Annotated in this window: 20 protein-coding genes; 11 read left to right on the top strand and 9 right to left on the bottom strand. The window is 61.4% G+C overall.

The window, feature by feature from the left end; translation table 11 throughout:
- Positions 1–22: 22 nt before the first annotated feature.
- The gene (locus F6X24_RS03305) at positions 23–1,342 is read right to left on the bottom strand and encodes a DUF349 domain-containing protein (protein ID WP_151086579.1); all 1,320 of its coding nucleotides are present in this window, start codon (positions 1,340–1,342) and stop codon (positions 23–25) included.
- Positions 1,343–1,608: 266 nt separating this feature from the next.
- Between F6X24_RS03305 and ettA the strand changes: the two genes are divergently transcribed.
- Positions 1,609–3,276, top strand: a complete 1,668-nt coding sequence (gene ettA, locus F6X24_RS03300; RefSeq protein ID WP_151086577.1) for an energy-dependent translational throttle protein EttA — start codon at positions 1,609–1,611, stop codon at positions 3,274–3,276.
- Between the two features lie 87 nt (positions 3,277–3,363).
- On the opposite strand, the gene F6X24_RS03295 is transcribed toward ettA, so the two are convergent.
- The 5 genes from F6X24_RS03295 to F6X24_RS03275 form a co-directional block, all read right to left on the bottom strand.
- The gene (locus F6X24_RS03295) at positions 3,364–3,873 is read right to left on the bottom strand and encodes a DUF421 domain-containing protein (protein WP_151086575.1); all 510 of its coding nucleotides are present in this window, start codon (positions 3,871–3,873) and stop codon (positions 3,364–3,366) included.
- Between the two features lie 2 nt (positions 3,874–3,875).
- Entirely contained in the window at positions 3,876–4,418 is a 543-nt protein-coding gene (locus tag F6X24_RS03290; RefSeq protein WP_151086573.1) for an inorganic diphosphatase, read from the bottom strand.
- Between the two features lie 231 nt (positions 4,419–4,649).
- Positions 4,650–5,273: a helix-turn-helix transcriptional regulator gene (locus F6X24_RS03285; protein ID WP_151086571.1), complete on the bottom strand. Its 624-nt coding sequence runs from the start codon at positions 5,271–5,273 to the stop codon at positions 4,650–4,652.
- A gap of 393 nt (positions 5,274–5,666) precedes the next feature.
- The gene (locus F6X24_RS03280; RefSeq protein WP_151086569.1) at positions 5,667–5,978 is read right to left on the bottom strand and encodes a hypothetical protein; all 312 of its coding nucleotides are present in this window, start codon (positions 5,976–5,978) and stop codon (positions 5,667–5,669) included.
- Positions 5,979–5,990: 12 nt separating this feature from the next.
- Positions 5,991–6,395 carry a carboxypeptidase-like regulatory domain-containing protein gene (locus F6X24_RS03275; RefSeq protein ID WP_191906438.1) on the bottom strand — a complete coding sequence of 135 codons (405 nt, stop codon included), beginning with the start codon at positions 6,393–6,395 and terminating at the stop codon, positions 5,991–5,993.
- Positions 6,396–6,591: 196 nt separating this feature from the next.
- Between F6X24_RS03275 and F6X24_RS03270 the strand changes: the two genes are divergently transcribed.
- Positions 6,592–8,679: a T9SS type A sorting domain-containing protein gene (locus tag F6X24_RS03270; RefSeq protein ID WP_191906437.1), complete on the top strand. Its 2,088-nt coding sequence runs from the start codon at positions 6,592–6,594 to the stop codon at positions 8,677–8,679.
- 45 nt (positions 8,680–8,724) lie between these two features.
- Here the strand turns inward: F6X24_RS03270 and F6X24_RS03265 are convergent, their stop codons facing one another.
- The 3 genes from F6X24_RS03265 to F6X24_RS03255 all read right to left on the bottom strand — a co-directional run bounded on the left by F6X24_RS03265 (position 8,725) and on the right by F6X24_RS03255 (position 10,170).
- Positions 8,725–9,222 carry a GNAT family N-acetyltransferase gene (locus F6X24_RS03265; RefSeq protein ID WP_151086563.1) on the bottom strand — a complete coding sequence of 166 codons (498 nt, stop codon included), beginning with the start codon at positions 9,220–9,222 and terminating at the stop codon, positions 8,725–8,727.
- Between the two features lie 123 nt (positions 9,223–9,345).
- Entirely contained in the window at positions 9,346–9,603 is a 258-nt protein-coding gene (locus F6X24_RS03260) for a hypothetical protein (RefSeq protein WP_151086561.1), read from the bottom strand.
- 129 nt (positions 9,604–9,732) lie between these two features.
- Complete coding sequence (locus tag F6X24_RS03255) at positions 9,733–10,170, bottom strand: hypothetical protein (protein WP_151086559.1); 438 nt, start codon at positions 10,168–10,170, stop codon at positions 9,733–9,735.
- Between the two features lie 128 nt (positions 10,171–10,298).
- Between F6X24_RS03255 and F6X24_RS03250 the strand changes: the two genes are divergently transcribed.
- From F6X24_RS03250 to F6X24_RS03215, 9 genes are all read left to right on the top strand, one after another.
- On the top strand, positions 10,299–12,341 hold the full coding sequence (locus tag F6X24_RS03250) for a M13 family metallopeptidase (RefSeq protein ID WP_151086557.1): 2,043 nt from the start codon (positions 10,299–10,301) through the stop codon (positions 12,339–12,341).
- A gap of 84 nt (positions 12,342–12,425) precedes the next feature.
- Positions 12,426–13,817: a magnesium transporter gene (gene mgtE, locus F6X24_RS03245; RefSeq protein WP_151086555.1), complete on the top strand. Its 1,392-nt coding sequence runs from the start codon at positions 12,426–12,428 to the stop codon at positions 13,815–13,817.
- 117 nt (positions 13,818–13,934) lie between these two features.
- Entirely contained in the window at positions 13,935–15,347 is a 1,413-nt protein-coding gene (locus tag F6X24_RS03240) for a carbohydrate porin (RefSeq protein ID WP_151086553.1), read from the top strand.
- A gap of 249 nt (positions 15,348–15,596) precedes the next feature.
- Positions 15,597–15,830, top strand: a complete 234-nt coding sequence (locus tag F6X24_RS03235) for a Uma2 family endonuclease (protein WP_151086551.1) — start codon at positions 15,597–15,599, stop codon at positions 15,828–15,830.
- Between the two features lie 6 nt (positions 15,831–15,836).
- Complete coding sequence (locus tag F6X24_RS18850) at positions 15,837–15,986, top strand: hypothetical protein (RefSeq protein ID WP_191906436.1); 150 nt, start codon at positions 15,837–15,839, stop codon at positions 15,984–15,986.
- A 71-nt stretch (positions 15,987–16,057) separates the two neighbouring features.
- The gene (locus F6X24_RS03230; protein WP_151086550.1) at positions 16,058–16,843 is read left to right on the top strand and encodes a S1/P1 nuclease; all 786 of its coding nucleotides are present in this window, start codon (positions 16,058–16,060) and stop codon (positions 16,841–16,843) included.
- A 640-nt stretch (positions 16,844–17,483) separates the two neighbouring features.
- Positions 17,484–18,239, top strand: a complete 756-nt coding sequence (pyrF, locus tag F6X24_RS03225; RefSeq protein ID WP_151086548.1) for an orotidine-5'-phosphate decarboxylase — start codon at positions 17,484–17,486, stop codon at positions 18,237–18,239.
- Between the two features lie 88 nt (positions 18,240–18,327).
- Positions 18,328–18,951, top strand: a complete 624-nt coding sequence (gene pyrE, locus F6X24_RS03220) for an orotate phosphoribosyltransferase (protein WP_151086546.1) — start codon at positions 18,328–18,330, stop codon at positions 18,949–18,951.
- Positions 18,952–19,050: 99 nt separating this feature from the next.
- Complete coding sequence (locus tag F6X24_RS03215) at positions 19,051–22,095, top strand: phosphoribosylformylglycinamidine synthase subunit PurL (RefSeq protein ID WP_151086544.1); 3,045 nt, start codon at positions 19,051–19,053, stop codon at positions 22,093–22,095.
- The last annotated feature ends 45 nt before the right edge of the window (positions 22,096–22,140 follow it).

Here is a 22,140-nt window from a genome sequence, read left to right as displayed (position 1 = left end):
AACGTAAGCGCCAGGCTAAAGGTTAGCCAGCCAGCGGAAGCTGAAAAAGGGCAATTAACTCGGTTTTAGTCTGAATCTTTCGCTCAAAGGTGCGAATCTTTCCTTGCAACAGCTGCCGAAACTGGTCGTTGGCGGCCGAAGAGTTGAGCTTGCCCAGGTTGTCTTGCAGCACGGCCAGCTCCTGGCGGTCGCTCTCAATAAATTTGCGCAGGGCCACCGTAGCGGCCTGGGCGCGCTCGGCGGGCGGCAGGGGCGGACTGCCCTCGGCCTGGCGCTTGCGCAGATAATAATCAAGGGCGCTCATCTCAAATACCTTGTCGCAGGCCAGCATAAAGCGCTGCCACAGCTGGTCCGACTCGGGGCCGCGCACCGCGCCGCTCTGTTTCCACTCGGCTTGCAGGCTTTTAGCCTGCGTTACGCCCTGGTTGGGCGGCAGGGCAATGAGCGCCTCGGCGCGGCGGGCCAGCTCGCGCTTGCGCAGCAGGCTTTCCTCGGGCGAGCCGGGCGCTGCGCCGGGGCGGACCTCGGCCGGGCGCTGGGTTTCGATATGCTTTTTGAGGCGCTCAAAAAAGTGGTTGTTGGCGGCCCGGAACTTGGTCCACAGCTCGGCCGCCTGCTTTTTAGGCAGCGTGCCATTGATTTCGCGCCAGGCAGTCTGAAGTAGCTTAAGCTGGCGCGAAGTAGCTTCAAACTGGTCAGAGTTTTTCAGGGCTTCGGCCTGGTTCACGAGGTCGCGGTAGCGCTCCACCGTGCGCCGCGCCATGTTCTTGCGGTCGGTCTGGAAGGCTTTACGGCGGTCAAAAAAATTCTGCACGGCACCGTGAAAGCGGTTTTCCAGCTCCTCCGTCAGCGCTTTGTCAACGGGCCCGGTCTTGAGCCAGGCCTGGCGCAGCTCTTTCACGGTTTCGCTGGCCGAAATCCACTCCACCGTATCGCGCAATGCCTCAGCCTGCGCGATAAGGCTGATTTTGGTAGCCAGGTTTTTTTCGCGGTTGCGTGCCACCGATACGTTGAGCTGCTCTTCCGCCTCTTTGAGGCGGCGGTGCAGCGTTGCGTAGTCGCCGAGGCCGTCGTGCTGCTTGGTCTGCTCCTGCAGGTGTAGCAGCTTCATCAGAAAAGACCCCTGGTTGTCGGCCGCTTGCAGCCGCTGAAGCAGCTCATCGATTTTAGCCCGAAAAGCCTCGTAGCGGTGGCCAAAGTAGCGCAGCGCATCGTCGTCGGTGTCTTTAACCTGGCCAATGCGGCGAGCGGGCTGGCCCATCGTCGGGCGCAGCCACACGCCCCCGTCTTCCACGTAGCCATAGCGGCGGGCCTCCGTGAGCGGGTGGTCGGTGAGTTCCATTGGGAAATGGGAAAGATAGAGTGAGGCAAAAACGTCGGAAGGCGCGGCAGCCGGCCCCGAACGTGGACAGGGAATGAAGTACAAGTTTACGCGGAAAATCGGTTTGCCGCCCACTACCTGATACGTGGTACTCGGAATTTAATAACAGGTTTCTGCTTTAAGTCGCCGACATTTGTTGCTTGTGCAGTAACTACCACCCAGGCGCTACTTGGTTTACTAATCAAAATACCCCGTCGCTATTTTTCAAGCCCCAGGCACTACTCCCTATGTCCGACCAGCCCACCATTATTTTTAGTATGGCGGGGGTAAGCAAGATTTACCCGCCGCAAAAGCAAGTTCTCAAAAATATCTACCTTTCTTTTTTTTACGGCGCCAAAATCGGGGTGCTCGGCCTCAACGGCTCGGGTAAGTCGAGCCTGCTCAAAATTATTGCCGGCGTCGACAAGCAGTTTCAGGGCGAGGTGGTGTTTTCGCCGGGCTATTCGGTGGGCTACCTCGAGCAGGAGCCCCAGCTCGACCCCGCCAAAACCGTGCGCGAAGTAGTAGAAGAAGGCGTGGCCGAAACCGTCGCCCTGCTCAAGGAGTACGATGAAATCAACGAAGCCTTCGGGGCCGAAGACGCCGATTTCGACAAGCTGCTCGACCGCCAGGGTAAGGTGCAGGAGCGGCTCGACCAGCTCGACGCCTGGAACCTCGACTCGAAGCTGGAGCGCGCCATGGATGCCCTGCGCACCCCGCCCCAGGAAGCCGTGATTGGCAACCTCTCGGGTGGCGAGAAGCGCCGCGTGGCCCTGTGCCGCCTGCTGCTGCAAGAGCCCGACGTGCTGCTGCTTGACGAGCCCACCAACCACCTCGACGCCGAAAGCGTGCTCTGGCTGGAGCAGCACCTGCAGCAGTACAAGGGTACGGTTATCGCCGTCACGCACGACCGCTACTTTCTCGACAACGTGGCCGGCTGGATTCTGGAGCTCGACCGTGGCAGCGGCATTCCGTGGAAGGGCAACTACAGCTCGTGGCTGGAGCAGAAAACCGACCGCCTGGCCAAGGAAGAGAACTCGGAAAGCAAGCGCGCCAAGACCCTGCAGCGCGAGCTCGACTGGGTGCGCATGTCGCCCAAAGCCCGCCAGAGCAAGGGCAAAGCCCGCCTCGCCAACTACGATAAGCTAGTGAATGAGGAAGCCAAAGACAAAGAGCAGAAGCTGGAGCTGTTTATTCCCGATGGCCCGCGCCTGGGCGCCCAAGTAATTGAGGCTGAAGGGCTGCGCAAGGCGTTTGGCGACAAGCTGCTGTTTGAGAACCTGAGCTTTGCGCTGCCGCAGGGCGGTATCGTGGGCATCATCGGGCCCAACGGCGCGGGCAAAACCACGCTCTTCCGGCTGATAACTGACCAGATGAAGCCCGACGCCGGCACCTTCGTAGTGGGCCCGACCGTGCAAACGGCCTACATCGACCAGCAGCACGATTCGCTGGACCCCGCCAAGTCGGTGTTCGACACCATCACGGGCGGCACCGAAACCATGCTGCTCGCCGGCCGGCCCGTCAACTCGCGGGCTTACGTGAGCAAGTTCAACTTCGGGGGTGGCGACCAGGAAAAGAAGGTGGGTACGCTCTCGGGCGGTGAAAAAAACCGGGTGCACCTCGCCATGACGCTCAAGCAGGGGGCCAATCTGCTGCTGCTCGACGAGCCGACCAACGACCTGGATGTGAATGCCATCCGGGCCCTGGAAGATGCTTTGGAAAACTTTGCGGGCTGCGCCGTTATCATCAGCCACGACCGCTGGTTTCTGGACCGGCTGGCCACCCATATCCTGGCTTTTGAAGGCGATTCGGAGGTGGTGTGGTTTGAGGGTAATTTCTCGGACTATGAGGAAGCCAAGCGCAAGCGCCTCGGCGACGTGGAGCCCAAGCGGGTGCGCTACAGAAAGCTGGCTTAAAGGCCAAACGAGCTGCCTGCGCTTGCGCAGCTGCCGGGACTTCTGAAAAAGAGAAGCAGCAATAGGCAGATTCTATATAGAATCTGCCTATTGCTGCTTCTCTTTTTTTACTACGCTGATGCTGCCATCGCGCTCCAGGTATATGGCCTCGGCCTGGTCGAGGTGAGCCAGGTTGGCATTGGTGTGCAGGCCCTCAAGCAGGTCTTTTTGGCTGAGGTAGGCCTGGCTTAAATGCTCAGGGATGGGACGGCCCTGCTCGGCTAGCAGCAGCGCTTCGCCCTTTACCAGCTTGCCCACCCATTCGCTGTGAAATGACGCCCAGGCCAGCAGCCGGTGCAGGGCCACCAGCACAAAGCTGGCCAGCAGGGTGCCACCGAAGGGCGAGGCGGCCACCACGGCCCGGCTCAGCACCGCGCCCAGCATAATCTTGACCACCATATCGAAGGCCGTGCTGCCGCCAAATGTGCGCTTGCCCGACAGCCGCAGCAGAGCCAGGGCCACAAAAAACACTATAACCGACCGCGTAGTCATTTGCACCGCCGTAATGGTGTGCGAGTCGACCGTAAAGCCTATCAAAAAATCCAGTATATTTTTCATGGCTATTTAGTGAGCGGCTCAAGCATGGCCTGCGCCAGCAAGGCGTGCGCCCGGTCGGGGCCGACGCGCCGCAGCACCCGGATTTCACCACCTTTCACTTCGTTGTAGGAATGGAAGAAGTGCTCTACCTCGTGCAGCATATCGGGCGCGAGGTCGGTGATGGTGTGCAGCGCTTTGTGCTCGCGCGAGTTGGCTGCCACGGCCAGCAGGCGGTCGTTGCGCTGCACGGTGCCATCAGGTTCGCGCTGCTCAATTTCGAGAGCCCCGAGCAGGCGGGCCTCTACCACGCAGCCCGGAAACACCGGCTCATCGAGTAAGAGCAGCACATCGAGCGGGTCGCCGTCTTCGGCCTTGGTTGAGGGCACAAACCCAAAGTCGTAGGGAAAGCTGTGTCCCTCGGGCAGCACCCCTTTGAGCATCAGCACCTCTAAATCAGGGTTAAAGGCTATTTTATTACGGCTGCCTTTAGGCGTTTCAATTACGACGTGAATGCGCGTGTGCGAGTTAGCCACGTGGGCCGGCAGTAAGTGCAGCGGAAGAGCCATAGCAGAAAAGACGCGCGTTTTCGGCTTTCTACGGGCCAGGGGCGGGTCAATGTTATGCCAATGTTACGTATGGTTGAGGCTAATCAGAGTATAGCGAAAATCATATTAATAGTGCCGGCCTTGTTGAGCCAGGCTATAGCCGGCTGCCCGCTACACGCACTAGCATGCCCGCTGCTCCGGCGGTCCTTTTTTGCTTGCCAGGGCATTACCATGTTATTTCCAGAAAATTTACTAGGCCACCCAGCCCTCGCGCACGGCCCGGGCGGCCAGCCCGACGAGCGTGCGGGTGCCGGCTTTCTGCAGCAGCATGCGGCGGTGGCTTTCCACGGTGCGCACGCTGATGTAAAGGCGGGCGGCAATCTCCTCGTTGCAGAGGTCGTCTACTACCAGCCGAAGCACTTCCAGTTCGCGGGCGCTGAAGCTGCTGGCCAGGTCTGGCCTGCGGGTGCGTGCGGGCGGCGGCTCGTTGTCGGGGGCGGGCACCAGCCAGGGGCCAAGCGTAGCCGCCAGCGCCGCGGGAGGGGCCTGGCGCGAGAGTTGCAGCCGCGTGCCGGGCCAGCCCCCGAGGCAGTTGGGCGTCGTCGTCCGGCGCGGGTTGGTCAGCACCACCAGCCGCTGGCCGGGCCGTACCTGCTGCAGTCGGGCTAGCAGGTTGGGAAGCGACAGGCCCGGCAGGGCGTCATCGAGCACAACTACCCTGAAAATGCGGTAGGTAATCAAGTCGGCAAGCTGAGTAGCATCGGCAGTAAGCGTAAGCAGGGCCTGGGGCCAGCGCTGGCGAAATAAGGCCAGTAATCCCTGCCGAAAAATAGTTGGTGCCGCTGCTACCAGCGCAGTAGGGCTAACGCTGCTCATGGCCCCGGCCCCGAAAAAATACTACGATAAAGTGCCCGCCGTAAGCAAAGCCCGACATCGGGCAGGCGTTTAAAGGAGAGGGTATCTGGTGTTTCATAGCCGTAAAAAGACAGTGTGAGGCAAACAGCAGAAGGGCAGCGACCGCCAGCAAACCAGGCAGGCGGTTTACCCAGCGGGTAGGCAGTGCGAAGACCGGCCGCGGCCGGGCAATGGGGAAAGGCAGGCTGGCAGCCGCGCTCCAAGGGCGCGGCCTCCTGCCTACGGTATCAGGGCGGGCAGGCAGTGCGCGGGCTCAGCATAAAGCAAAGCCAGCGGCAGCAAAACGCCCGCACGCCTTTTTTAACTCCTTGACCACTATACTTAAAAGTGATACCAAGGTACATGTTTTTTTTGCTAATGCAAGTATTCAGGCATGTTAGTTAGTAACTCCAGCCACGAACCGATAGCAGGTAGCTTGCCGAGGTCAGCATCGAGCAGCAGGGCCCGTGCCGCGGGCTGCCCGGCATAAGCAATTTCTTCTACAGTAGCCACGAGCAGCAGGGGCGGTGCCGCAGGGCGATGCAGCCGTAGCGCCACCTCTGAATGCAGGGCAGGCGCTGCCAGCCACGCCGGCTCGGGCGCGGCTGGCAGCACCAAAAGGCCGAGCCCCGGCACCCGCCAGCTGGAGGCTATACCAAACGCGTCGGGCACAGTGGGGGTAGCCACGCGGCGGGTGGCTTAGGAGCCCGTTTTCATAATGAAGCCCTTGCGCTTGCCGTGCTGCTTGATGCGCGTGCCCGGCAGTAGCTGCATTTCCACCGTTACGGGGGCGCAGGAGGTATAGGTGTGTTCCTCGGGGCCGTAGCCGGCCGCACTCACCGAAAGAGTCGGAAACTGCGTGACCTGAGCTGGCAGCGTAAAAAAGCCCTCTTCGTTGGTAATAAGAATAATAGAGGTGCCTTTAACAAAAACGCTGACGCCCGCCAGCGGCTTATCGTTGGCCATAACCCGGCCGCTAAACGTATTGCACGGCTGCACTGGTGCCGCAGCTACGCTGCGCGGAGCCGGCCGCACTTGGGCAGTGGCATATTTAGTGGGCGCTAATAATAGGCTTAAGCTGATGTATAACAGAGGGTTTCTCATATAGTAAAGTTCGGCTCGCCCTGGGTAGGGCCGAGGGCGGGCCAGCGAGAGGTGGGGAATAGATGAAGGGTAATACGCAAACAGGTACGAATAGCTTATGTCTTTTTCATAAAGTGTGCCGCAAACACCGCCCGGCCAATACGGCTGTGGCAGCCGGCCGGGCATGAGTTTGACGCCGGCCGGCCTATTTTCGCAAATGCGCGTCTTTATTTACCTGCGGAGCTGGCTGCTGGGGCTGGCTTTTGCCATCAGTGCCGGGCGCGGAATGGCCCAGTCGGCCCCCTTGCCTTGCCTGCTGCTGCCGCTGCCCGCGGCCGAGCGAATGCAAGCCGCCCGCCTCGTGGTAGAAGCGGAAGTGCTGGATGCTCAGGGCGAATGGGACGCTGCCCACCAGCATATTCTCACGCGCCAGCGGCTGCGCGTATTTCGCGTGCTAAAGGGGGCCCTGCCCGATACCCTGGCCCTGCCGCTGCTGGTAGAGGGCGGGCAGGTGGGCCTGGCCCGGCAGGAGCTAACCAATACCCTGCATCCTTTGCCGGTAGGGCAGCAGGGAATTTTTTTTCTGGTGCGGGCACCCTGGCAAGGCGTGGCGCCGGGCTACGCGGCGTTTGCATCCAGCCAGGGTGTCATTACCTATGACTTAACCGCCGGTACGGCCACCGAGCCGGCCCGCACCTATGCCAGCTGGGCCGAGGCGCGGCAGCAAACCCAGCAGCTAAGCGGGCAGGCTCCGCAGGAGCTGCAAGCCAACCGCCGGCTGCTGGCGGCGCTGCCGCGGGTAACTACGCCGGTTGCCCAGCGGGTGCAGGCTGCTGTTATCACGTCGTTTAGCCCCGCTCAAACCACGGCTGGCACCGGGGCGGTGCTTACCATAGAAGGCAGCGGCTTTGGCAGCAGCCAGGGCAGCGGGGGCGTCGATTTTCGCAATGCCGACGATGGCGGCGCTACCACCACCCGCGCCCTCGCCCGCGACTACCTGAGCTGGAGCGACACCCGCATTCGGGTGCGGGTACCCTCACTGGCCAGCAACGGCCACCCTGCCGGCTCGGGCCCGGTGAGCATCACCACTGCCGATGGCACGACCGCCCAAACCGCTACCGCGCTGACGATAGTATATGCTTTAAGCAATATTGATGACGTTACCGGAGCCTTTGTTGACCGGCCCAACCACGTAGCAACTAATGCTACGGGCGGAATTACGTTTCACTTCGGCCCCAATTTTCGAAGCAATGCGGCGGCCGTGGCGGCCTGGCAGCGGGCGCTGGCACAGTGGCGCTGCACCAGCGGCATCAATTGGGAGTTCGGGGCCGATGCCACTACCAATACGATTGCCGCTGATACCAACAACGTCGTGGCTTTCGACGATGGCTCGCTGCCCGCGCGGGTGTTGGGCCGCACAACTTCCTACTACCAAGGGTGTTACAATCCACAAGGCGAGGTAGTATTTTACGTTTCCGAAATCGACCAGCAGTTTTCCAGCAGTCTGCCGTTTGCGTTCGGGCCGGCCAGGCCGGGCGCCGGGCAGTACGACTTTGAGTCGGTGGCTACCCACGAGCTGGGCCACGCGCAGCAGCTGACGCACCTCATCCGGCCGGGGGCCATTATGCACTATGCCGTGGCGCCAGGGGCAATTTTGCGCGTGCTCGACCCGACCTCTGATGTAGCCGGCGGCCGACTGGTGTTGCGCACGCGCAGCTTTCACAACCGGGGCTGCGGCGGCCCGGCTATGTTGCCGGCTCCGCTCACAGCGCTCGCGGCCGGGGGCAATCCGGCCGTGCCCAGCCTGGTTTTTACTACCCGTGCCGAATGCTTTGTAGCAGGCTTTGTGCTGGAGCGCAGCGCCGGCATCGACACTACCACTGCGGGCGGCGGCTGGCAGCCGGTAGCTACCACGGCCGCCCAGGCCAGCGGGCAGTATACCCTGGCCGACCCCCAGCCCCTGGCCGGCCTGCATTACTACCGGCTCGGGCTGCGCCGCCCCGACGGAACCACCGACTATGCGGCCCCGCTGCCCTTTACCACGGCAGCCTCGGCCGATGTGCAGGTTTTTCCTAACCCCATTACTGGCAATGAGCTGCAGCTGGCTTACCCGGCCCCGGCGGCCGGGAGCCTCGTGCTGCGCTTTTACGACGAACTGGGCCGCTACCTCCGCGGGCAGCGCGTAGCCGTGCAGGCTGGCCTCAATGTGCTTACCCTCGAGGTAGCCGACCTTCGGCCGGGCTTCTACATTCTGCAGCTTTCCACCGACCAGGGTAGCCGCAGTGTGCATATAGTAAAGCTATGAGGCGGCCGGGGGCGTACTACTTGCTGTCGTCCACCTGCCTTGCTTTTAGGCTTGCTCGCCCGTTTTTATTTCATAAGCGGCCAGGTCTTCGGCGCTGAGATTACCGTTGAGCCAGTCCGATTCGAGGGTAGCACCGAGCTTTTTGTAGAAGCCAATGGCCGGCTCGTTCCAGTCGAGTACCTGCCATTTCATGCGCTGGGCCCCGGTGCGCTTCGCTTCGGCCACTACGGCGTCGAAGAGCCGGCGGCCATAGCCGCCGCGCCGGGCAGCTTCGGTTATTACCAAATCTTCCAGGTAAAGCATCCGGCCTTTCCAGGTAGAGTAGGCGGTGTAAAAAAGCGCCAGCCCGAGCAGGTCGTCGCCGCTTTCGAGCACGAAAAAGCCGAAAATCGGCTCTGGCCCAAAGCCATCGCGCTGCATCATGGCCAGGGTGTTGGTGACGGCCTCGGGGGCACGCTCATACACTGCCAGCTCCTGAATGAGGGCCAGCACGCGGGGCAGGTCGGTTTCCTGGCCGCGGCGCAGTACGGGAGAATTAGTCATAGTGAAAGGGCCAGGCATGCAAAAACCTGTGCCAATAAGCTGGTAAAACCGCTCATTGGCACAGGCCAGTATTCCCAGCTAAAAAAACTATTGGAGGCTATAAAGTCAGCGAACAGCTGCGAGTTACATCTGCGGCTGCATCTTTTTGATATCTTCCACGGCGTTGGGCGCAGTTAGCTCACGGTTGATGCTGTTGGCAGCGGGCGCGGGGGCCTTTTTGCCACCCGTGGTATCTACGGCAGCCGGCACCGGCGGCAGCGGAGCCGTGGCTATGTCGTCTTCGGTCGAAGTGGGGTTGCCGTCGGGCGAGCTGCAAGCGGCCAGGGTCAGCGTGAGGGCCGCTGAGGCCAGTAGCGCGGGCAGGAAGCGTTTCATCATCATAGGGAAAGCCGGATTTAAGGCCGCAAGTTACGGGTGAATGCGGAATAGGTGCCAGAAGCAGGGAGCAATGAATGCAGTACGACGGCTTGGCGGAAAGGGGTGAGTCGCGAGATTCTATTATATTAAAAATCATATATTATACAAAATCCACCCAAGCAGGCTGGCCCGGGCGGTCCAGGCCAGGGTGCGCAGCCAGTTGGTACGCACGAGGCCATCGAGGGCCACGTAGTCGTAGCCACCGGCCGCGAGGCGGTTGTGGAAAGGCACCGAAATCCAAAACGTAGCGGCCCACACCACCACCACCAGGGCCAGCTGCCCGAGGGCCAGCCCGACGCCCCAGGCCGGGTAAGCCACCCACGCCAGCCAGGTGGCCAAAGCCAGCTCCAGCACCATGGGCGCGGCTACTACCCAGCCCATGCCCCGCGTGTGGGCCGCGTGGTAGCGGGCAAATTCTGCTCGCCCCACCAGCATCAGCGCCGGGTATACTACCAGCTGCACTACCCAGATAACGCCAGTGAGGTAAAGCGTCAGCGCCACATTGAGAAAGAGTAGATGGTAATGCGACATATAGAAAAAATACAATGTTTGGAGTGTGCAACGTTTGGCCGCAAAGTTTCGCCCATGCGGTAATAATTCAACCTTCGGCTTACTATTGCATGGCAAAGCTGGCACTCGGCTGGTCATCTGTTTTTTACATGAAAAAATACGCGTACTTATCGCTGCTCGCGGCCTTGGGCACCGCCTGTCACTCATCATCGACCTCCACGGCCAGCAGTGGCCGGCCCGATATTATCAAGGCGGCGCTCGATACGACGGTAGCGCCCGGCGACGACTTTTTCAGCTACGCCAACGGCAGCTGGCTGAAGGCCCACCCCATTCCGGCGTCGGAAAGCAACTCAGGTATTGGCATTGAGGTACAGAAAGAGGTATATGCGCGCCTGCGTCAAACCAGCGAAGAGGCCGCCAAAGCCAAAGCGGCGGCGGGCTCTAACCAGCAGAAAATCGGCGACTTCTGGGCCGTGGGCCTCGACTCGCTGAAGGCTAATCAGCTGGGGTACACACCTATCAAGCCCGAGCTGGACCGCATCGCGGCCATCAAAACGGCGGCTGATGTACCGGCGGTGGTGGCCCACGAAATTCAGCTGGGCGTGCGGGCCCTCATTGGCCCACGCGTGGGGCAAGACGAGAAAAACAGCGACAAGATGGCGCTGTACCTGCACCAGAGCGGCCTGGGCCTGCCCAACCGCGATTACTACTTCAACACCGATAACCGCACCAAGGGCATTCGCCGCGCCTACGTGCGCCACATGAGCAACATCTTTAAGCTGCTGGGCCAGGACTCGACCACCGCCAACGCCAGCGCCGCGAAGGTAATGGCGCTGGAAACCACCCTGGCCAGGTCGTCGCGCAAGCTCGCGGACTTGCGCGACCCGTACAAGAATTACAACAAGATGACCCTGGCCCAGCTCGACAAGCTGACGCCCGGTATCGACTGGAAGTCGTGGTTTGGTCAGCTGGGTGCCACCAGCGTCGATACCGTGATTGTAGGCCAGCCGGAGTTTTACCAGACCGTGGCCCAGCTGCTGAAAACCAGGCCGGTGGACGACTGGAAGGCTTACCTTACCTGGCAAGTGGCCCGCGAGTACGCCCCAACCCTCAGCCAGCCCTTCGTAGAGGAGAATTTCAAGTTTTACGGCACGCAGCTGCGCGGCGCCAAGGCCATGCGCCCCCGCTGGAAGCGCGTGCTCGATATGGAGGAAGACGCCCTGGGCGATGCCCTGGGCCAGCTGTTCGTGAAGGAGTACTTCAAGCCCGAGGCCAAGGCCCGCTACGATACCCTGGTGAAAAACGTGATGTCGTCGTTTTCCGAGCACATCAAAAACGTGGACTGGATGAGCGCACCTACCAAGGTAGTGGCCCAGAATAAGCTCCACGCCATTATGCCCAAGGTGGGCTACCCGAATAAGTGGAAAGATTACTCGAACCTGCAGATTGACCGCAGCTCGCTGGCTGCCAATGTAATGCGCGCCAACCAGTGGCAGTACAACTACCAGCTGCATAAGCTGGGCAAGCCCGTAGACCGCACCGAGTGGGGCATGACGCCCCAGACCTACAACGCCTACTACAACCCCAGCAACAACGAGATTGTGCTGCCCGCTGCGGCCTTTGCCATCCCCACGTTGCTCGACGCCGACGCCGACGATGCGCTGGTGTATGGCTACGCCGGGGCCAGCACCATCGGCCACGAGCTGACCCACGGCTTCGATGACCAGGGCAGCCAGTACGACGCCCACGGCAACCTGCACGAGTGGTGGAGCAAGGCCGACCGCCAGCGCTTCAACCAGCGCGTGGCGGGCATCGTGCGGCAGTTCAACAGCTACACGCTGCTCGACAGCATGCACATCAACGGCAAGGCCACGGCCGGCGAGAACATTGCCGACCTCGGCGGCATTGTCATCGGCCTCGATGCGTTCAAGAAAACCAAGCAGTACCAGGAAGGCAAGAAAATCGGCGGTCTTACGCCCATTCAGCGCTACTTCCTGGGCTATGCGCTGGGCTGGCAGATGCAGGTGCGCGACGAAAGCCTGGCCTCGCAGCTGCTGACCGACGTGCATTCGCCGGCCCAGTACCGCGTAAACGGCCCGATGGCCGACGTGCCAGCTTTCTACGATGCCTTTGGGGTGAAGCCCGGCCAAAAAATGTACCGGCCCGATTCGGCCCGCGTGAAGATTTGGTGATTTAAAGGTTGGTAATCTGCCAGGTACGGCGATTTGTGGAGGAGTTGCGTATTTGCGGGCGAAATACTGTTTTTGCCCGCCCTTATGGCTCCTGCCTCGACTCTGACTACCGCCGATAAGCTCCGGGAAATGCTCGCCGCGCGCGACTTCCTGGGGCTTAAGACCTTGCTGCCCAGCCTGGCCGCCCCCGACCTGGCCCACCTGATAACCAACCGACCCGAAGCCGAGCTGCTGATTTTGTTTCGGCTGCTGCCGCTGCCGCAGGCCACGCGGGTGTTTGAGTACCTCACCCCCTCGGCCCAAAACCGGCTGCTGAGCCACCTGGCGCCCGAGCAGCTCACCGACATTCTCAACCATATGGCCCCCGACGACCGCACGGGGCTGTTTGAGCGCCTGCCGCCCGAGTTTGTGCGCACCCAGGTGGAGCGCCTCGGCCCCGAGCAGCGCCGCGTGGCGCTGGAGCTCATGGGTTTCCCGCACGACAGCGTGGGCCGGCTGATGACGCCCGACTACATTGCCCTGCGCGAAGACTGGAGCACCGAGCAGGTATTCGACTACATTCGGCAGCACGGGGCCAGCGCCGAAACGGTGACCATGCTCTATGTGATTGACGATAAGGGTGTTTTGCTGGACGATATTCACATTCGGGAGTTTCTGGTGGCTCCACGCACCGGGCACGTCCGCGATTTCATGGACCGGCGCTTCGTGTGCCTGCGGGCTCAGCAAAACCAGGACGATGCGCTGGCCGACTTCCGGCGCCACCAGCGCGTAGCCCTGCCCGTAACCGATGCCCACGGCGTGCTGCTCGGCATTGTGACCCTCGACGACATTGTGGCGCTGCGCGAGCGCGAAGACACCAAGGAAATCCAGAAGCTCGGCGGCTCCGAAGCCCTCGACGAGCCGTATCTGCAGATTCCGCTGCTCAAAATGGTGCAGAAGCGCGCCGGCTGGCTGGTGGTGCTGTTTCTGGGCGAGATGTTTACGGCCACGGCCATGGGCTTTTTTGAGGGCGAAATCGAAAAAGCCGTGGTGCTGGCCTTGTTTGTGCCGCTGGTTATCAGCAGTGGCGGCAATGCGGGCTCGCAGGCTACCTCGCTCATTATCCGGGCCATGAGCCTGGGCGAAGTAAGCGTGAGCCGCTGGTGGCAGGTGATGCGCCGCGAGCTGCTGGCGGGCCTGGCCCTGGGCGTCATTCTGGGTATTGTGGGTACCATTCGCATCGCGGTGTGGCAGGGCCTGCACCTGCGCGACTACGGCCCGCACTGGGTGCCGCTGGCCCTGGCGGTAGGCTTTGCGCTGGTGGGCATCGTGCTCTGGGGCTCGCTGGCCGGCTCCATGCTGCCGCTTATTTTGAAAAAGGTAGGCTTTGACCCGGCCACCTCGTCGGCCCCGTTCGTGGCTACGCTGGTCGATGTGACCGGGCTGGTTATCTACTTCACGGTGGCCTATGCTTTTTTGCACGGCACCTTGCTTTAGCTTCTGCCAAAAAATATGAAAGTAGCCTCTGGGTAAGTAAGCCGCAAAGCTGCTGTCAGGCAGGCAGGAGGGCTTATCTTTGCCGGCCGTGCACTTTGCGGTAATTTCTTGGATTTGATGTTACGCTACTCTTTACGCCCGTTGGGCCTTGCTGCCTGCGGAGTACTACTAGCTGGGCGGGCATTTGCCCAAGGGCAGGTTACCCCGCCGGCATCAGCTACGCCGGCGCCCAGCCAGGTGCCGGCCGCATCAGCCCAGGAGCCGATTCACCGCGAGCAGGAAAAAGATGAGAACTGGAGCGTACACTTTCAGCAGACCATCATTCAGCAGTGGCACAACGACCTGAGCCCCAGCTACGAAGGCCCTTTTAGCCTGAAAGCCCGCGAAAGTGCCAAGCTGTCGCTTACGACCACGCTCTTTATCGGGCGGCGCTTATGGAAGGGAGCGGCAGTTTATTTCAACCCCGAGGTAGCGGGCGGTAGTGGCCTAAGCGGCGCTACCGGCATCGGGGGCGCGCCCAACGGGGAGACCTTTCGGATTGGCGACCCTTCGCCGCAGGTGTATCTGGCGCGGCTTTTTCTCCGCCAGGTGTGGGCGCTGGGCACTATTCGGGAGCAGGACGACGACGACTTCAATCAGCTCAAGGGCAGCCGCCCGGCCCGCTACCTGGCCCTGAACGTCGGCAAATTTGGTATTGCGGACTACTTCGACCAAAACAGCTACTCGCACGACCCCCGCACCCAGTTTTTCAACTGGAGCCTGATGAGCGCCGGTGCCTGGGACTACCCCGCCAACGTGCGCGGCTACACTGCCGGGGCAGTGGTCGAGTACGTAACCCCCGGCCTGGCCCTGCGCGCCAGCTCTTCGCTGATGCCAACGGAAGCCAACGGCCCCATTCTGGATTTCAACGTTCGGAAGGCGCACTCCGAAACGCTAGAGCTAACCAAAGTCTATAAAATGCGCGGCCATACCGGCACGCTGCGCCTGCTGGGCTTTCGCAACCAGGCAGCAATGGGCAGCTATACGCTGGCCGTGCGCGAGGCGGGCCTGGCGCAGCCCGACGTAACGGCCACCCGAACGGACGGCCGCACCAAATACGGCTTTGTGGTCAATGCCGAGCAGGAAATCAGCAAAGAAGTAGGCCTCTTTGGCCGCCTTAGCTACAACGATGGCCATAACGAAACCTGGGCTTTTACCGAAATCGACCATAGCCTGAGTGTGGGCGCTACCAGCACCGGTGCCCGTTGGCATCGGGCCACCGACCGCCTCGGCGTGGCCCTGGTGGCCAATGGCCTTTCGCCCGAGCACCGCGCCTACCTGGCCGCCGGCGGCTCGGGCTTCATTCTGGGTGACGGCCAGCTGGACTATGGTTTGGAATATATAGGAGAAATATATTATAGCATCGATTTTCCTCGCTACCACGCGGCATTGAGCCCTGATTACCAGGTTATTCTTAATCCGGGCTATAACACCAGCCGCCTGCCGGGGCCGGTGCACGTGGTGGCCCTGCGGGTACACGTCGAGTTTTAGCGCCTACGGGTATCCTTACGTCAGTACCATTTGGCGCTCGCTATGGAACCCATCACGCAGTTTTCGCAGCTCGACCTTAATAAGACGTATACCTACACCGATTAGCTGACGTGGAAATTTGACGAGTTTGTCGAGCTTATCAAGGGCAAGGTTATGCGGCCGCTGGTGGGGCCGAACCGATTACATCAGGCATATTCTGGGAATGTATTCAGTACAATTCACCAATATTGACGCCGTAAGCCTTGCCAGGTGTACCACGCTCCTTTGGATGTGCGGCTGGTAAGGTGTGGGGCCAACGGTGACCAGCAAATCCGCAGCGTAGTGCAGCCCGGCATCTACGTGGTATGCGACCCAGCCAAGCTTGATGACCGAGGCTGCTTGGGCGCCCCCGATTGGATTATCAAAATCGTATCGCCTGGTAACACCAGCCGCGATACGAAAACTAAGTTCGACCTCTACGAAGAAAACGGTGTGCAGGAGTAGTGGATTGTGTATCCCGGCCTGAAGACGATAACGGCTTATGTACTTGAAAAGGAGAAGTATAAGCTGGCCGGCGAATGCATCGAGCCCGGCCCTATCCCGGTAGCTGCGCTGCCCGGCCTGGCCCTGGAGCGGGCTGATATTTTTACGGAAGACTAAACCGGCCTTCGGCATACCTTTGCAACCCCCTGACCGGCAAGGTGTCCTTGCCGGTCTTTTATTACTACCCAATGAACAAGATTTTGCTTTCGCTGGTCGTGCTGGCCGCCCTGCCGCTGCGCCTCTGGGCGTGGGGCGTGGAAGGCCACCGCGCCATCGGCAACATTGCTGAACACCACCTTTCTGAAAAAGCCCGCCGCCAAGTAGCCGACCTGCTCGGCACGCAGACGCTCACGCTCGTTAGCACCCAGCCCGACGAGATGCGCTACCTGCCTCAGTATAAGGAAACCGGCCCCTGGCACTACGTGAATACCCCGCTGGGGCTGGCCCACGACCAGTTTATTACGACGGTGAAGGCGCAGACGGAGGCTAATGCCTATAACATTCTGCTGCTGAAAATCAAGGAGATGAAAGACCCGGCCAAAACCCGCGAGCAGCGGGCCGAGGCGCTCATCTTCGTAGTGCACATCGTGGGCGATGTGCACCAGCCCATGCACGTGAGCCGCGCCGAAGACAAAGGCGGCAATGATATTAAAATGACGTACCGGGGCAAGGATACCAACCTGCACAGCCTCTGGGACAGCGGCCTGCTCGACTACCAGGGCCTGACCTACACCGAGATGGGTCAGCAGTATAGTGTAATACCCGAAGCCCTGCGCAAAAACTGGCAGGCTACTGCCGACCCCGCCGAGTGGCTGTTTGAATCGTACACCTTGGCTACTCAGCTCTACGCCGAGGCTGCTCAGAACCCCAACCCCGATTTTCGCTACTTCCCGGCCCACGCCGATATGATGAAGCAGCGCATTCAGCAAGCCGGTATCCGGCTGGCGGCCGTGCTCAACGAGGCATTTAAATAAGTGCTTCAGACCATAATAAGACCGGAAGCCTCCGCCTGGCATTCTATACAAAAAGCTCGCTGCCTCAGACTGAGGCAGCGAGCTTTTTTGTGCGCAATTCACTAAGCGTGAAGGAGTAGCCAGCTGGCCACTTATGCGGAATAAAGAGCCAAAGTTACGGCAGTATTAGGTGCAGGTGCAAAGCCGCTGGGGAAGACAACTTTTTTTAACTCGGCGGCCAGGGGCAAAAATGCGCTAAAATCCTGGCGCAGCGCAGAAAAACACTTTTGTAAAAAGGTGAAAAATAGTTTTTGCTGAAAAGTTAGCCTTGCCCCCCAAAACAGTGCTTGTAATTTTGCAGTGTGAACACACTCAACCACCAGTGGATGATGCGCGGAGCTGGCCAGCCGGCCGTTCTGTGGAAAATCCGGAAGGCATTTGCCACCGTTTTTTCTTCGTTTACTGTTTCGTTTTCTTCATTTTTCCGATTCACCGCCCCAAGTAGTTGAGGCGGTTTTTTTGTGCCCGGCCGGCGCATAAGGCTTTTGTTTTTACCCGGTTTTAAGCAGCGTGGACGCTGCGAGTCCGCGCGTGAGAACGTGGTTCAACGAAGCAACGCGCGGACTCGCAGCCTCCACGCTACCCCCACTCAGCACCTACTATGCAAAAGCTCCTCACCCGCGTTGCCCAGGCCAATACGCTGCTCTGCGTAGGCCTTGACCCTACCGGCTCCGACGAAGACGTGACGCGCCGCTTGCCCCAGGTAGTTGCCGAAACGGCGCCCTACGCCGCCGCCTTCAAGCCCAACCTGGCCTTTTTCCTGAGCCGCGACAACGGGGTGCAGCTGCTGCGCCAGACCATTGCGAGCGTGCCCGCCGGCATTCCGGTTATCCTGGATGGCAAGTTTGGCGATATTGCCAACACGGCCATGCACTACGCGCAGTTTGCCTACGACGTGCTCGGGGCCGATGCCGTGACGGTGAACCCCTACATGGGCGCTGATGCGGTGGTGCCCTTCGCCCGCCCCGGCAAGTTCGTGTTCGCCCTGGCCAAGACCTCCAACCAGTCGGCCGTGCAGGACGCGATTTTGCAAACCGGCGAGCCCGTGAGCGACTTCACCGCCCGGATGCTGGCCGACCTCGACGCCACCCACCACAACATCGGCCTCGTGGCCGGCGCTACCAACGCGGCCGCGCTGGGCCGCCTGCGCCAGCTCTGCCCCACGCAGTGGTTCCTGGTGCCCGGCATCGGCGCGCAGGGCGGCGACCTGGCGGCCGTGCTGAAAGCGGGCCTGCTGGCCGCTGGCGGCGGGCTGCTGATTAATGCCTCGCGCAGCATCTGGCAGGCGGAAGACGCCGGCGCGGCGGCGCGGGAACTGATGAATGAGATGAACGAACACCGAACGATAACCGCCTAACGTAGCGCGGACTCTGTGCGTCCGCGCGTTGCATCGTCCGAGCCTACCCACGCGCGGACTCGCAGAGTCCACGCTACACTTTTCAGACATGACTACCATTCTCACCCCTGGCCTGCCCGCCGCTGAAGTCGCCACCATTCTTGAAGCGCAATTGCGCGCCGAAGGCGCGCTGCTGAGCGGCCACTTCAAGCTCTCGTCGGGGCTGCACTCCGATACCTACGTGCAGTGCGCCCGCTTTTTGCGCAAGCCCGAGTTGGCCGCGCCCGCGATGGCCGAGCTGGCCAGCCGCCTGCGCGAAGCTGGTTTGGTGCCCGATGTAGTAGTAGGCCCCGCGATGGGCGGCGTAGTAGTGAGCTACGAGCTGGCCCGCCAGCTCGGCGTACCCTCACTTTTTACGGAGCGTGACGCCAATGGCGAAATGACGTTGCGGCGTGGTTTTACTCTGACCCCCGGCGAGCGGGTAGTTATTGCCGAAGACGTAGTTACAACTGGCAAGAGCACCCTCGAAGTAGCACGGGTTTTACAGGAAATGGGGGTAAAAGTATTGGCAGTGGTATCATTAATTGACCGCACCAATGGTGCCGCGCAGCTTCCGTTCCCGAACTTTGCGTTGTTGCCGGTGCAGGCGGCCGTATTCGCGGCCGATGCGGTGCCGCAGCACCTGGCCGGAATTCCGGCCGTGAAGCCCGGCAGTCGGCCGGACTCCAAGTAGCGCGGACTTTATAGTCCGCGAAGGAAATTGAATGGGTCGTGGGTCGAAAACCTACGCTACATAACGTTTAACGGGCGGCCCCAGGGTCGTCCTTCCCGTTTGGAAACCAACCAGCATTCCATCCTCCTTACCCTCCAGCCCGGCCGGCACGACGGCGACGGCCAGCGCGTGGCCGCCGACGCGGCCCGCCACCTGGGCCTGCGCACCGGCCAGGTGCGCAGTGCGGCGCTCTACGCCGTGCGCTACCCCGGCCTGAGCGCCCGGCAAGTGGCCAACTTCGCCGCCGCCTGCCTGCAAGACCCGGTGCTGCACACCGTGGCCATCGATGAGGTGGCCGCGCCCGCGGGCTTCCACAGCTACATTCTGGTGGCCAAAGGCCCCGGCGTGACGGACGACGAAGGCACCTCGGCTCAGAATGCGCTCAGCGATTACCTGAACGAAGCCATCGACACCCGCACCCAGCACATTTTCTCGAAGCGGCTGTTTTTCGTGGAAAACGAGCTGCCCGCTGCCGACCTGCGCCGCCTGGCCGAAGAGCTGCTGGGTAACAAGCTGATTAATAGGTTTGAAGTGGGCGCGGTAGCCGACGGCATCCGCGACTACACGCCCCGCCCCGGCGGCGGCGCCGACGCCCGCACCGAAACCATCGTGCTCGGCGGCCTCAGCGACGAGCAGCTTTTGCAATTGTCGAAAGACAACGTGTACGCCCTCAACCTGCCCGAAATGCAGGCCATCCGCGACCACTTCGCCCAGGCCAGCCTGCGCGAGGAGCGGGTAGGGCTGGGCCTGCCGGCCGACCCCACCGACTGCGAGCTGGAAATCCTGGCCCAAACCTGGTCGGAGCACTGCAAGCACAAGGAGTTCAGCGCCGTTATCAAGTATAAGAACCTGGAAACGGGCGCGGAGGAAGAGATTGACGGCCTGTTCAAAACCTTTATCAAGGGCGCGACCAGCGAGGTAGACCGCCAGCTGCGGGCCAACGGCAACGACTGGCTCATTAAGGTGTTTTCCGACAATGCCGGCGCGGTGCGCATCAACCCCGAGTCGCTGTTCGTGTGGAAGGTCGAGACCCACAACTCGCCCTCGGCCATCGACCCCTACGGCGGGGCCATCACCGGCATCCTGGGCAACAACCGCGACCCGCTGGCCACCGGCATCGGCGGCGCGCGCTTGTTGTTCAATACCAACGTATTGTGCTTTGGTAATCCTGATTATCAGGGCGAGTTGCTGACCGGCCAGCTGCACCCGCGCCGCATTTTTGAAGGTGTGCGCAAGGGCATCGAGGACGGCGGCAACAAGTCGGGCGTGCCGACGGTGAACGGCGCCATCATCTTCGACGACCGCTACGCCGGCAAGCCGCTCGTGTACTGCGGCACCGGTGCCGTGATGCCCATGCAGCTGGCCGGCCAGGACAGCTGGGAGAAAATCATCCTGCCCGGCGACCGCATCATCATGGCCGGTGGCCGGGTGGGTAAGGACGGCATTCACGGCGCGACCTTCAGCAGCATCGAGCTGGACGAGGCCGCGCCCGCCACGGCCGTGCAAATCGGCTCGCCCATCACCCAGAAGCTGGCGATGGACTTCCTCCTCCTCGCCACCCGGCGCGGCCTCATCCGGTGCAGCACCGACAACGGGGCGGGCGGCCTCTCGTCCAGCATCGGCGAGCTGGCTACCATCTCGGACGGCGCGGTGGTCGAGCTGGAAAAAGTGCCCCTGAAATACCCCGGCCTGCGCCCCTGGGAGATTTTCCTGAGTGAGTCGCAGGAGCGTTTCACCCTCGCCGTGGAGCCCGCCAAGCTCGACGAGCTGCTGGCGCTGGGCCGCGAGATGGAAGTGGAGCTGACCGATATCGGCTTCTTCAACGCCGAGGGCTCGCTCGACGTGCTGTTTGATAACCAGCCCATTGCCGGCCTTTCGCTGGAGTTCCTGCACAACGGCGTGCCGCGCAAAACCCTGCTGGCCGAGTACGTGAAGCCCGCCGCCCAGGAGCCCGCGCTGCCGGCCGCGCTCGACTACAACGAGGTGCTGCGGCAATTATTAGCTTCTTTGAATATTTGCTCGCGCGAGTCGGTCATTCGCCAGTACGACCACGAAGTGAAGGGCCGCACCATCGTGAAGCCGCTTATGGGCGCCACCGGCCAGGCGCCGCAGGATGCGGCCGTGGTGCGCTTCAACTTCGAGAGCTGGGAGGGCGTGGCCGTGAGCAACGGCATCCTGCCCCGCCTGGGCGACCTGGACGCTTACCAGATGTCGGCCGGCTCGTTTGACGAGGCCGTGCGGCAAATTATCTCGGTGGGTGGCAAACTGCCCAACCTTACGCCCGGTGACGGCATTTTCTGGTCGGTAAACGACAATTTCTGCGTGCCCGACTCGGTGTACGACCCCACCAGCAACCCCGACGGCAAGCAGAAGCTAGCCAAATTGGTGCAGATGTGCCAGGCCCTGCGCGATGCCTGCGCCGCCTACTGCATCCCGCTCACCTCGGGCAAGGACTCGATGAAGAACGACTTCAAGGCTGACGGGGTGAAAATCTCGGTACCGCCGACGGTGCTGTACTCGATGACGGCCAAGGTCGAAGACGTGCGCCGGGTAGTTACCTCCGACTTCAAGCAGGCCGACGACGTGATTTATCTGCTCGGCGAAACCTACGACGAGCTGGGCGGCTCGGAGTTCTACCAGCTCTACAACGAGCTGGGCGCCAACGTGCCCAAGGTAGACTTTGCCAAAGCCAAGGCGCTCTACACGCTCGTGGGTGAGGCCAACGACCAGCAGCTCATCCAGAGCAGCCACGACCTGAGCGACGGCGGCCTGGCCGTGGCGCTGGCCGAGTGCACGTTTGGCCACGAAGGACTGGGAGCCGCGATTGAACTGCCCGAAAGCGGCTTGTCGCCGGTGGCGCAGCTATTCTCGGAGTCGCACTCGCGCTTTGTGGTGAGCGTGGCGCCCGAGGATGTCGAGGCTTTCGAGCGCCTGCTGAGCACGCGCGCCACGCGGCTAGGAGTCGTGACGGACGATGGCCAGCTACGCGTGCGGCGCGGCAGCCATGAGCTGCTGCACGCCGCCACCCACGACCTGCGCGCCACCTGGACCAACGGGCCGGTAAACCAAACGATTGGCCTGGAGGCGGCCACGCTGTTAGGGTAGGGGATACAGGTTAACAGTTATCGGCCAGTGAGGCACTTGACAATG

Source organism: Hymenobacter baengnokdamensis, assembly GCF_008728635.1.
Lineage (GTDB): Bacteria > Bacteroidota > Bacteroidia > Cytophagales > Hymenobacteraceae > Hymenobacter > Hymenobacter baengnokdamensis.
This window is presented reverse-complemented; position numbering and strand designations above follow the sequence as displayed.